At 49.2% G+C, this 12,504-nt stretch carries 14 protein-coding genes; 2 read left to right on the forward strand and 12 right to left on the reverse strand.

Going from position 1 to position 12,504, the window contains the following annotated elements; translation table 11 throughout:
- Positions 1-181: 181 nt before the first annotated feature.
- The 12 genes from LQV63_RS10250 to LQV63_RS10305 form a co-directional block, all read right to left on the reverse strand.
- Positions 182-808 carry an FMN-dependent NADH-azoreductase gene (locus tag LQV63_RS10250; RefSeq protein ID WP_233696625.1) on the reverse strand — a complete coding sequence of 209 codons (627 nt, stop codon included), beginning with the start codon at positions 806-808 and terminating at the stop codon, positions 182-184.
- A gap of 197 nt (positions 809-1,005) precedes the next feature.
- Positions 1,006-1,653, reverse strand: a complete 648-nt coding sequence (locus LQV63_RS10255) for a response regulator (protein WP_233696626.1) — start codon at positions 1,651-1,653, stop codon at positions 1,006-1,008.
- Positions 1,643-3,307 (reverse strand): GAF domain-containing sensor histidine kinase, encoded by a 1,665-nt coding sequence (locus LQV63_RS10260; RefSeq protein ID WP_233696627.1) that lies wholly within the window; start codon positions 3,305-3,307, stop codon positions 1,643-1,645. The genes LQV63_RS10255 and LQV63_RS10260 overlap by 11 nt, the downstream gene beginning before the upstream one ends.
- A 113-nt stretch (positions 3,308-3,420) precedes the next feature.
- A complete protein-coding gene (locus LQV63_RS10265; protein WP_233696628.1) occupies positions 3,421-3,693 on the reverse strand; it encodes a barstar family protein in 273 nt (90 codons plus the stop codon).
- Positions 3,694-3,722: 29 nt separating this feature from the next.
- Entirely contained in the window at positions 3,723-4,142 is a 420-nt protein-coding gene (locus LQV63_RS10270) for a ribonuclease domain-containing protein (RefSeq protein WP_407672907.1), read from the reverse strand.
- A 126-nt stretch (positions 4,143-4,268) separates the two neighbouring features.
- A complete protein-coding gene (locus LQV63_RS10275; protein WP_233696629.1) occupies positions 4,269-6,032 on the reverse strand; it encodes an ABC transporter substrate-binding protein in 1,764 nt (587 codons plus the stop codon).
- 389 nt (positions 6,033-6,421) lie between these two features.
- Positions 6,422-6,607, reverse strand: a complete 186-nt coding sequence (locus LQV63_RS10280; protein WP_233696630.1) for a hypothetical protein — start codon at positions 6,605-6,607, stop codon at positions 6,422-6,424.
- An 80-nt stretch (positions 6,608-6,687) separates the two neighbouring features.
- Positions 6,688-7,641: a magnesium/cobalt transporter CorA gene (corA, locus tag LQV63_RS10285; RefSeq protein ID WP_026011236.1), complete on the reverse strand. Its 954-nt coding sequence runs from the start codon at positions 7,639-7,641 to the stop codon at positions 6,688-6,690.
- Between the two features lie 107 nt (positions 7,642-7,748).
- Positions 7,749-8,129: a YmaF family protein gene (locus LQV63_RS10290; protein WP_233696631.1), complete on the reverse strand. Its 381-nt coding sequence runs from the start codon at positions 8,127-8,129 to the stop codon at positions 7,749-7,751.
- A gap of 61 nt (positions 8,130-8,190) precedes the next feature.
- Positions 8,191-9,780, reverse strand: coding sequence for an alkaline phosphatase family protein (locus LQV63_RS10295; RefSeq protein WP_233696632.1), 1,590 nt, complete (start codon positions 9,778-9,780; stop codon positions 8,191-8,193).
- Positions 9,781-9,841: 61 nt separating this feature from the next.
- Positions 9,842-10,849: a stage V sporulation protein AD gene (spoVAD, locus tag LQV63_RS10300; RefSeq protein ID WP_233696633.1), complete on the reverse strand. Its 1,008-nt coding sequence runs from the start codon at positions 10,847-10,849 to the stop codon at positions 9,842-9,844.
- Positions 10,850-10,911: 62 nt separating this feature from the next.
- Positions 10,912-11,775 (reverse strand): DUF421 domain-containing protein, encoded by an 864-nt coding sequence (locus tag LQV63_RS10305; protein ID WP_233696634.1) that lies wholly within the window; start codon positions 11,773-11,775, stop codon positions 10,912-10,914.
- A gap of 159 nt (positions 11,776-11,934) precedes the next feature.
- On the opposite strand from LQV63_RS10305, the gene LQV63_RS10310 reads away from it, so the two are divergent.
- Both LQV63_RS10310 and LQV63_RS10315 read left to right on the forward strand, forming a co-directional pair.
- Positions 11,935-12,141, forward strand: coding sequence for a DUF1657 domain-containing protein (locus LQV63_RS10310; protein WP_019423204.1), 207 nt, complete (start codon positions 11,935-11,937; stop codon positions 12,139-12,141).
- Positions 12,142-12,379: 238 nt separating this feature from the next.
- A complete protein-coding gene (locus LQV63_RS10315) occupies positions 12,380-12,484 on the forward strand; it encodes a YjcZ family sporulation protein (protein WP_233696635.1) in 105 nt (34 codons plus the stop codon).
- Positions 12,485-12,504: the final 20 nt, after the last annotated feature.

A 12,504-nucleotide genomic window follows, 5' to 3' on the forward strand; every position in this document is an offset into this window, starting at 1 on the left:
CTCGACTTACATATGACGCTGATGAAGATACAGCACATCGATTTCGGCCGACGCAAGGATTGGATTGTTCCCAATCAACATGTCCCTGTATTTCCACAGCCATATCCATGCTCTCGGGTTAGGCTCTACCATCATTATTTTCAGCTTCGTGCGCCCCCCTTCTATGCGCGCTCCCTGATCTCTAAAAAGTGATTGCTGCTTTCGATGCCGCCTCGATGCCCATTTCAATGATGCGTTGCTGCTGCTCTGGATATTGATTATGTCCTTCGACGATAACGGTGACGATATCATCGATACCGAACAGCTTCAGATTATGCTTCATGAAGCGCACCGCCATCTCCTCTTCAACGGCCGGACCACTGGAATAGACGCCTCCTCGCGCATGCAAAAGGGCGACCTTCTTGTTATGCATGAGCCCTATCGCTCCGTTCGGTGTATAACGGTACGTCGTTCCCGGCTGATTCAAGTAATCCATATACGTGTGCAGCACAGTCGGAACCGTCGTATTCCACATCGGGAAAGCGAATATGACCTTATCCGCCGCGACGAATTGGTTTAGATAGCGCATGATTAGGTTGACGTTATTTCGTTCCGTTGGCGACAGTATTTCGTCCTTCCGGAGCTTGTACATGCCGTTCATCATGTCATTGTTATAGTAAGGCAGTTCCTCGACATATAAATCCAGCTCAGTGATGCGATCAGACGGGTTTGTTTTCTGGTAGCATTCCAAAAACGCATGATACAGTTTTACGCTGACGGACTGTTCAACGGAACGGCAATTGGCTTTCACGAACAATACTTGATTCATTTGACTTTCTCCCTTGCGTTCAATTTCCTAGAGCGGATTATGCCGGGTTATGGTATTACAGCGGAATTGCATTTCGTCCTGTAACGTTAGCATAACAGGTTCCGGAGCGGGTTCGCGTCGGCGGGCAGACGGACACCGGCATACCAAAAAAGCCCGATCTTTGATCGGACTTTTCTACGACTTTAGTTGTAGTTGAACTATTCTGCTAAGCCCTTTTTCACTGCAAATATCGCCGCTTGCGTGCGGGCGGACATTCCCAGCTTGCCAAGCAAATTACTTACATGCGTCTTGACGGTCTTCTCCGTGATATGGATATCAGCGGCGATCTCCTTGTTGCTCTTGCCCAGCGAGATCAGGCGCAGCACTTCCTTCTCCCGATGCGTGAGCGACTCCAGATTAGGTTCGTTGTCCTCCGGCTCCGGACGACAGGCCAAGTGCGACATCAACTGCTCGGTCACTCCCGGATGAAGCTGAACTTGACCTTGATGCACGCCGACGATGGCCTGCACGAGCTCATCCGGCATAATATCCTTCATTAAATAGCCGTTGGCTCCGGCTTGAATGGCCGGAACGACGTGATCTTTATCGAAATAAGACGTCAATACAAGCACTTTCGTGTCCGGAAGATGCTGCCGGATGTGCCGTGTCGCTTCGATTCCATTCATCTGAGGCAGCATCAAATCCATGACGACGACATCCGGCTTCAACGTTTCCGACATTCGTATTGCATCAATCCCATTCAACGCTTCGCCGATCACCTCGATATCTCGCTGCATCCTTAAGAAGAAGCGGAGCCCGCGCAGCACCACCGTATGATCATCCACTAGCAATACCTTAATCGCCATATCGATTCCCTTCCTTCTTCAAAGGCAGCATAACCCGTATAAGGGTCCCCTGGCGGGAGCCGCTCTCCATACTGAACATGCCTCCGTACGCTTCCGCCCGCTCGCGCATGCCGGTAATGCCTACCCCTGCGCTCTGCTGCAGCTCGGACGCGACGATGCCAGCCCCTTCATCCGTAATTTCTAGCGCAACCTGCCCGCCTTCCATATATAGACGCATATGTGCCGTGTTCGTCCGTGCATGCTTGCGCACATTATTAAGCGCTTCTTGCCCGATGCGGAATAACGTCTCCTCCAAATAGCGGGGCAACTCCAGCATGATCTCGGAGTGAGCGATCACCAGCACGCCCTGCGTCTTGCCGTACCGGATCAGCCCCGTAAGAAGGCCCTCCTCCAACCCGGCGGGGCGCAGCTGCCAGATGAGCGAACGCATCTCGCATACCGCATCCTTCGTCAGCTCTTGCATTTCCGTCAGAACGGACATAATGGACTCCCCTTGGAAGCCGGGTGAGGAGGCTGGAACCGACATCAAGCTCTCCATCCCTCGCGCCGTCAATTGCAGGGCGAACAGCTTCTGGGATACCGAATCGTGCAAATCCCGGGCCAATCGGTTGCGTTCCTGCCACATAAGCAAATGGAGCTGCTGTTCATGATACTGTGCTGTCTCATAGGCGCGGGACATATGCTCAGCCACCAACTGAAGCATTTCCATCATCACGGCATCGATATGCTTCTGTTCCGTACTGCCCGCGTGGATGACGCCAATTGGCTTATCCCGCAGGAGGACGGGTACGGCTGCTTGCGAAGCCATATACCGGTATGAGCTGGGGCGCTCATCAGAACGGTCATGGAACTCGTTCCAGACATGAGGCTTGCTCTCTGCATATGCGGTCCAGATTGGCCCCAATGCCGTTGAGCCCGAACGCTGGACCCGCCGCGACATCTTTCCGTTCTCCAACTTGATATGCCGGGACAGCTTGCCGCCCTCCGCAATATATACGGCTGCAGCCGGACACCCTAGGTGCTCCCCGACGGCGCGTACGACGATTTCCGGAATCTGCTTCACATCGACCACGCCTCCCAGACTAAGCGACAAACCGCTCAACCGATTCAATAGCTCAGCCCGCTTCAGGCGGGATTGATAGAGCAAAGTTCGTTCGATTGCGGTTCCGATCTGATAGGCGACCGACTGCAGCAGCATCAATTCTTTGGCATGGAACTGTTCCTTGCCGGGCGCAGCCACATTCAGAATTCCGTATAGCCGTTCTCCTGCGTGAAGCGGGATGGTGGCATGATGCGTAATGCCTTCGGTATCGCCCCACCGATATTTCACGGCATCCTCTAACCGTTTGCAATTGAGCGTATTGTCCGCTTGCAGAATCTTTCCCTTCCGGTACCGGTCAATGCACCAGCACGAGCCTTGCTTCATATGATACTTGCCATCCGCATCCAGCGCCGGCGGAAGCTGGTAATCAGCCGCCAGCGTATAATCTGACTTCTCCTCAATGAGAAAAATCCATCCGGCTTTGAGCCCCGTAATTTCCACCAAAGTGCGCAATACATTATTCAATAACGCCGGAAGCTCCGTCGAACGGTTAATCGTTTCAGCTATCATCTTGAAGGCCTGAAGTTCATCAATGGCAATCTCGCTGCCCATATTCGCTCCCTCCGTCTGCGATCTTTTTTATTTATAACCATTATAAACAAAAAATAGGGTATTCGCTCGTCGGTTTCGACGAACAAATACCCCGCTTTACGGGACACAGCCTATTATTCTACGAGCAGTTGAAACCCTTCTAATTCTTCCTCCGCCTCACGGAACAGATCCAACAGTTGGTGGCTATAGTCTCCCAGATGGATCTCGCTCTGTTCGAAGTGAGTCCATTGAATCATAAGCGGAAGCTCAATCCACCCGGTCAGACAGTCCCACAACGCATCAAGATTGCAGCCGTAATAATCCGGAAGCTCCAGCTTCTCCTTCAATGCGTCGTGCAGCTGATCGCGGGTCTCATAGTGATGGCCATCCAAAATAATGGTGCGCATTCCCAACCTTCCTCTCTGCCGCTCTTCATTCAATTCATCGGTTCAAACGTCTCATAATGATTTTCTGTCTTATATATGAGGCCGTCACTGGAATATAAAATGCGGTCCTTCCCCCGAAAGCCAGACTCATAGTTGATGTCGGCTTCGTACCAGACCCGGCCCTTCTTCTTCGGCAGCTTCCCTTCCCGATTGCGGAACACATCTCCGCCGATGCTCTTCCCCGGGGCCACCTCATGCAAATTGCCTTTCTTCGCTTGCCACCCGAGCGCTTCGGCTTCCTTCTTCGTAATGAAGCTTTCCGGCAGCGCCTGATGGGCCTTGATATAGTCCGCTACCTCCTGAAACCCGGTTAATGGCTGCGTGTCCGATATAGGCGCAACGGAAGGACTGCAGCCGGCCAGCACAAATAACGTAAGCAGCAGCAGACACAAGGACTTCATCCACTTCAAGTTGGTTTCCCCCTATCTCTGACGATTTCACTGTACTATCTTACCATCTTTCCGCCAGCACATCACGATCGCACAAAAAGAGAACCCTCCGACAAAGTCGAGAGAGAGTTCTCTTCATTTACATTGCTATTGAATTTGAATCTTGGCGAGATCATACGTAAAGTTGCGGTATGGAGACATGTCAAAACCTTGAATGCGTGCGTTCGTACCGAACATATCGCGACGCTGATACATGAAAATGTAAGGCAAATCTTCATTCAGTTCTTGATACAGCTCTTTGAAGATTGGTTTGCGTTTCTCGACGTCAATTTCCTTGCCTGCTTTCGTGAACAATTCGTCGACTTTCGGGTTGGAATAACCGACCTCGTTCTGCGAGCCGCCCGTCTTGAACACGTTTTCGCCGGATTGCGGATCCGGCGTCAATTGCCATGCCATGAACAGCATGTCGAAATCGCCCTTTTTCCGCTTTTCGACGACGGCATTGAAGTCCATCATTTCAGCGTTGAACTCGATGCCGAGTTCTTTGTAATTGGCTTGCGCGACCGGAATGATGGCGTCATTGACCGGATTTGGCGTCGTCGCCGTGAAGTTGATTTTGAATTTCTTGCCGCCCTTCTCACGAAGGCCGTCCGCTCCGACCTTCCAGCCGGCTTCATCCAGCAATTGCTTTGCTTTATCAAGGTCAAAGTTATAATGTGTCACTTCATCTGTATAAGACCAAGATACTTTGGACTGCGGTACATCGATGACTTCCGCATAGCCTTGATAGATGGCATCAACGATTTCTTGACGGTTCAAGCCGTATGCCAACGCTTGACGGACTCTCTTATCTTTGAATTGATCGCGGTTATGGTTAAACGTAATATATCCATATCCGTTAGTAGGGAACAGCGTAATATCGAGGAAGCCCATTTCTTTCAATTGTTCCACCTGATCTTTGTTTACGCTAATATCGTCCATGTCCGTCTCGCCCGTTTGCAGCAGTTGGACGTTTGTTTCTTCTGTTGTAAATTTGTAAATCATATTTTCGATCTTTGGCTTGCCTTCGAAATACAGCTCATTCGCTGCGAACACCGCTTCCTGTCCGGCTACGAACTTAACCAGCTTGTAGGGGCCGGAACCGAGCGGCAAAGTGAACAGATCTCTCATATAGCCGAGGCTGCCTTGCTTATAATCTTTTCCATAATATGCTTTTGGCATGACACCTACACCACCGATGGTGGAAAATGCCAATGCGCTGATTTCGGTTGTCGTTATTTCAATCGTTTTCGGGTCAATAACTTTGATGCCTTCAATTGAGGTTGCTTTGCCGTTTTTATATTCCTGACCGCCTTTGATACGGGCATGGGCAATGACGTCGGTAGGACCGTCGTAGGATTTGTCGTGCAGCAGCGTGATGGAGAAGGCCACGTCTTCAGCGGTTAACGGCGTGCCGTCGCTGAACTTGACCCCGTCTTTGAGCTTGAATGTATATCTCAGCTTGTCTTCCGAAACTTCGTAGCTTTCCGCCAAATCTTCGGAATACGTGCCGTCCTGGTTTATTTTGAGCAAGGAATTAAACACTGCGGAGGTCATATAATTGTCATACACGTTCTCCGCAAAAATTGGATTGATGATGCCGGACGGAGCGGTCATTCCAACGATAATCATATCTTTGCGGTTTGTTGCGGCTTCCGGAGATTTTGCCGGGTCCGAAGCTTTGATAACGCCTTCAGAGATAATTTCGCTATCCGCGCCTTGCTCCTTGTCATTGCCTTCATCCTTTGACTGTTCGGCTGCTTGATCATTCGGCTTGTCGCCGGATCCCGCATTGCTTCCGCCGCCGCATGCGGACAGGACTAATGTCAATGACAGCAGCAAGCACATGATGGTACTGAATTTCTTTTTCAATAGATTCTCCCCCTACGAAAAAATAATCTTTCTTATGTTAAATAAATTATGTACATAGGATGGGTATAGCTGATATACATAACGTTCGTAACATAGATGCAGGGCATATTAATAGAACATTGGGCGAGTGAGATTCTATGAAGTTCATTACCAAAATGAGGTATCAAATTATCCATAATACTACTTTAAAATTTTTCATTTGTAAATCCTATATTTATTCTAAAAGAATGAATTTCATGCATAAGAATCCGCCTGTAATCACCACACTTGATATACATTATATGGTTATTAATTTGTGGGATGACACCGTATTGCCGCGGCTTTTCAGGGCACACAAACGAATAAAAAATGCCCAGCCAAATCGGCTGAGCATATGCAGTGTAATAGACTTATTGAATTTGACTGGCGTTAATCCAAATGCGAAGAACATCATCAAAGTCGCTTTTTTTGCGTTTGTCAAAAGCAGCGTTAGCGAATGCCAACGCGTTTACCTTCGTCGTTGTCACCTCAATCGTTCTCGGAACGAGCACCTTGATGCTTTCAACCGAAGACGTTTTTCCTTCTTTATACTCCACTCCGCCTTCTAGCACACTTTCAATATATTAATGCCATTAATATTTAATCGTATTATTTCTATTAATAGTCTATTTGGGCATTACACTTTGAACCAGCCTTTTCTCCGAAACCACAAGTACATCCCCACACCGATTAGAACCATCACTATCAATACGATAAAGTATCCGTAATGTGATTTCAGCTCTGGCATGAATTCAAAGTTCATCCCGTATACACCAGCGATAAACGTTAACGGAATAAAAATGGAAGAAATAATCGTGAGCGTCATCATGATGCTATTCATCCGATTGGAGTTAAAAGAAGTGTAACTGTCACGTATATCTGCCGTCATTTCCCGATTGGATTCGATCAATTCAGACAGACGCAGCAAATGATCGTGAATGTCGACAAAATAGACATGGTGCTCTTTAAAAGCAGCCAGCCGCTCAGAATTCAAAATACGGTACAGTAAATCACGCATCGTATTTATCGTCCGCCGAAGCTTCAGCAAATCTCCGCGGATGTCGAACAGTTCGTCCATCAATCGATTCCCGTTCGCTCTCTTCAGATTGTCATCCAGCTTATCGACAGCTTCTTCGATCAGATACACGGCAGGGAAATATTGATCCACCAGTTTATCCATGACGAGATAGGCGATATAGACGGGCCCTTTTGCCCATATCGCTTCATTCACTGATATTTTCTCCCACACCTCTTCAAGCTCCTCCGATTGCTGCAGGTGAAAGGAGACAACATAGTTGCCCCCGACAAATAAATCAACTTCTTCCGCATCCAAAGTCCGTTGGTTTAAAGCATGAAGCACAAAAAAATTGTAATCTCCGTAATAATCCATCTTCGGGCGCTGCAGAAAGTGAAGACAGTCTTCAATCGCTAACGGATGAAAATGAAAAACACGGTCCAATAAGGCTGCTTCTTCATGGCTTGGACTATCGAAATCAACCCAATACCATTCGATATCCGCAGCTCTCAATCGTTCGAGCGGCAAATTATGCAGCAGTGTGGCGTCCTTCGTCAGCGCGAGTGTACGAATCAATGCAGTTCCATTCCTCTCTATTCCCATCTTGATGAATCCATTGTACACGCTGCACGTGAAAAATGAAAAAGGCAGGAACACTCCTGCCCGGACCACCCGATTTTCATTTACTCTTCGTTGCCTGTGCGCCCGCTGTAGGCATGACTATGCGGAATCATGCCGTTAACCGTCGTGACACCCTCGAACAAATGGTAGTGTCCTCCACCTGAAAGCGGGACGGCTGGGCCGGTCACTCCCTGGATAATATGAGTATGGCCATCATCGAACGAAGTAACAGTGTAGTATTCGTGCATGTGAGGGACTCCGCTCGGCGCAGGCGCTGTCGTACCGGCATATTGATGACGATGACCGACATCAACCGACGTCTGCCCTGCAAACTTATGGGTATGGACAGGTCTTCCGTTCCATGACGTGATATACAAACCGTGCGAATGATGTCCGGACCCATCTTCCGAATGAACGACGAACCCGGTAACCGGTATTTCCATTACGTTACACATCCTTCTACTCAGATCAGTAACGTATTATATGTGCGATTGTAATAGTTGGTTAATGACCTAGTTCGTTCATGATCCATCGTTTCACATCCACAAGTCGGAATATATCCGGACGAGTCTCTGAGCCGCTGATGAGGAGCGGAACGTGTGAATCCTGCTTATGTAGCGAACCATGTCCGGCGCCGCCGCTATGAGTTGGAGAGCTCTCTCCAATGAATTCACTGCCCGGCGCGGCTGTGACGATGACGAAATTGCCTTCGTGCGAAGAAAGCGCGCTATGAAGCCGCATGAGCGCATCGGGATAATCGCCGTACTCTAGCCTCTTATCCGATTTCCGCAGTGACATGTCAAGGAGCCCTATATCACCTCGTATGTTCCATGTTTGCCCGTATCTGTCACGAACGTTTCCATTCGGCCGATAAGTTAGTTCTTGTTCGTTACGTCCGGATCGAACAAGAATGTCTCCGCCTTCCATCCATGCAATCACATCAATCCGTTTCTCTTGCTGCAAGCGGCGGACTGCTTCTGCTTTTGCTACTTTCGAATCGTTGATATACACATAGGCCATCCGTTCATTCACGGCGAGCACGATCTGATCCTGCTTCGTGACGGGCTTGCTCAATGCGGCGATGCGATACGAATTCAGCACCTGCCTCAAATCGATGATGGAACGCTCGCGTTCCCGTTCGATATAGGTCTGGCCGCTGTCTCCGGCAATGATCCACACGTTGTCTTTCATGGCCGCATCCCAAGAACCGAACGCTTGAAATACCCGCTGCAGTTGCTTGTCCGCCCGTTCGATGCCACGCGTCTCCGCTGGCCCTTTACGGTGAACATCATGATCATTGTTCGGCAAATAAACGAGGGTAAATGACGGAAGACGATCTTGCTCAATCAAATAGATGAGCTCGTCAGCCGAGAATTCATCGTTCAGACCATAGCTTTGCCATGCATGAGTATTCCGCACATCGTCCGGCTTCAGTCTGGACAGAACGCCCAGAGAGAACCATTTCGGCGCTAACGTTTTCAGGTCCCGTGGCAATGAGGTGCTGTCCGCGAACGCGGCTGGCACCTTCAGACGATGTTCTGTCGTTCCCCGATACACCATTCCGTTGATAGACGCCGTCTCTATTCCTCTTGCGGCCAACTCTTCATGTATCGTCTTGACTTGCTTATTCAGGTGAACGTTGTTCAACCGGTACAAGCTGTTTTTGAACACATCGCCCACACCCAGCTTCAACGTCTCCCACAGCGCAGTCCCATAGCTGACTAGTCTGCCTTCTCGTGAGTTGTACCAGACGAGACCGGGCACGTGATGCCCATCCGGACCGGATCCGGTTAGTATCGTGCTGTCGATCGTCACGGACATCGTTGGGAACGAGCTGACCGCATCGGGCTTATAATGCCCTCGTTCCATCAGGAACTTCAATGCCGGAGCCTGTCCGTTCCGAATCGCTTCCTGCAGCGGTTTATCCATCATCGAATCGAGGATGACGAGGATGACACGTTTGGTTGATGAGGTGGGCTGAACCGACTTGATGCGGGGCTGTGCACCTTGCTGTATCTCCCCTTTTTGGCAGGCAGACGGCACAATGCTTATGAACAGCAACAGCACGATCAATATCCAGCGTCCCCGGTTCATCGTATTCCCCCTTTTATCGCCTAGATTAGGCGGATTTCGTGATGATCGTACTCGTCTCTTGCTAATCCATCTCAATCGACACAGCATGCGCGATGCAAGGAATGCTCTCCCCTTGCTGGTAAGAGAGCGGCGATAACAAGGCTCCTGTCGCAACGATCAACACCCGCTTCAGCTCCCCCTTGTTCATCCGTTTCAAAATGTGTCCATACGTCACCACGGCGGAGCATGCGCTTCCACTTCCACCGGCCTGCACGGCTTGCTTCTCGATATCGAACACCATCAGCCCGCAATCGTTAAATGTCGTGTTGTCGATATATATTTTTGTTTTCTTCAATAAATCTTTCACAATCGGATGACCGACGGACGCCAAGTCGCCTGTAACGATTAGGTCGTAATCCTCAGGCTTCCGCCCCGTGTCATGCAAATGGGTGCGAATCGTATCCGCAGCAGCCGGCGCCATCGCTCCCCCCATATTGAACGGGTCTTTCAAGCCCATGTCCATCACTTTGCCAATCGTCGCCGAGGTCACTCTCGGGCCCGTTCCCCGGCTTGAGATGACGGCGGCTCCCGCTCCGGTCACTGTAAACTGCGCAGTCGGCGGCTTCTGTGCTCCATATTCCGTAGGATATCGGAATTGTTTCTCCACCGTGCAGTTGTGGCTGCAGGTGGCTGCCAGCGCGTAATCCGCATTGCCTGAGTCGATGAGAAGCGCAGCAAGCGCGAGCGACTCCATCGATGTAGAGCAAGCGCCAAATACTCCGATAAAGGGCATATTGAGGGAACGAGCGGCAAAGCTGTTGCTAATGATCTGATTGAGCAAATCTCCGCCGATGAAGTAATCGATATGATTGGCGGTCAGGTTCGCCTTCGTGATGGCCATGTGCGTCGCTTGTTCCAATAGCTTACGTTCCGCCTTTTCCCATGTTTGCTCCTGCAAATCCAGCTGTTCATGTATCAGATCAAAATCGGTCGCGAGCGGCCCCTGTCCCTCTTCCGGGCCGACGATAGCCGACGTCCCGATAATGACGGGCGGATGTTGAAACTTCCACGTTTGCTGTCCTTTAAGCATGCCAGCACCCCTTCATGCAAAATGTGTGCAGTATATAATTTTAATATTTGAGCCTCTCTCTGCTATCGAATCAAGTAAGGTCTAAGGTCTGTAATGATAGTTTGCAGCGTTTTTGAACATTGCTCATACATCGATTTTGCCTCTTCATTTTGAGTCGACAGACTGAACAATTCCAAGTCAGCTTCACATTTTTTCAATTTGGCGAGCGCTTCGGCCTCTGTCTGTGGCATCGTCACCTTGATTTGATCGTTCATCAGGTCCACATACAGCTTCCCGTAACTGTCGATTTGAGCCAAATAGACGTCCTTCGTATCTGTGACACCCAGCTTAGCCAGCTCTTCTTCCAGCCAAGTCTCGTCTCTTCCGAGCGCGATTAACGGCTTCTCCAACACTTGACCGTCCATGACGAGCGCCAAAGGTTCTTTCTCCGGTGCGACTTTAATCCCGAGATGACTCGGCGTGAGTGGCGTGTGTTCCAGCTTCGGCATCACGTTCACTTCACCGCTCGTTTCCATGATGGCGAATTCCACGTCAGCCGTACTGAAAACATTTTTCTTGCGCAACAATTCCAACAATTCGTCGGAAGTGATGCGCTCTTTCTTCAGATTATCCTCTAAAATTTTACCGTCTTTGATGAGCACGGTAGACTTCCCGTCAATAATGTTTCTCATCGTCTTGCTCTTAAGCTGCAGAAATTCGATGCCCAGCGATACGGCAACCCACACCACCAATGACACCAACCCCAAATACCAGTTTGCTTCCAAATCCAAAGAGACATAGGCGGCAAGACTCCCGATCGTGATACCCGTTATGTATTCGAATACCGATAACTGAGAGACCTGCCTCTTTCCGAGAAGCTTGGTCAATACAAATAGAGTGACCACGGCGACCAACGTTCTTAATGTAATTTCCAGCCATTGCGGCATAAATGTCATCCCCTTTGAACGAATGAAATTGCTATAAGTAATTATTTGTCTAACAAGCGGATTTTATGTTGCGTGGAATGAAACGCAACCGGAGAGTATGTTTCCGGAAACTTTCGGACAACTTATTATTTGTGATTCGATGATAAAGGTGGTGAAACCATGACAGTAGGATCTCAAGTAAAAACCTGTTTGGCTTCGTTGAAAGGCGTCCAAGCCGACCTTGAGCAGTTTGCCTTAGGCACACAAAATCAGGAAGCTAAAAATATGTACACCAACGCCGCCCAACAAACCCAGCAAGTTATTCAGCAGGTAGAAGGACGAGTGCAGCAGTTAGAAGCGGAAGAACCACAGTATAAGGGGTTTTAAGCCATGTTAACGCATGGGTAGTAGCAATAGAAGGGGCAGGCCTCTAGAATCATCGGCCTGCCCCTTCGACTTTCATCAGAAAGCCTATCTTCATAAAGATCATCGCATTGGGAATGGAATTATGGCGCAAATATAGTTTTTGCAGACAAAACCCCGCAAGTGTCCAATCAAGGTCGATATCAAGTACATACAAATATACGGTAATTCAATTTCTCCACACGAAAGGGGTTATGAGCAGATGTCCGACGTTAGAGGCGGTTTTGGTTGCGGTTTTACAAGTACAGGTGTCATCCTTGTACTCTTCATTTTGTTGGTCATCATTAGCCGTTCCTTTTTAATCTAGGATCGGGCAAGTAAAGTTCG

Origin of the sequence: Paenibacillus profundus (assembly GCF_021369635.1) — a bacterium.
Classification (GTDB): Bacteria; Bacillota; Bacilli; order Paenibacillales; family Paenibacillaceae; genus Paenibacillus_B; species Paenibacillus_B profundus.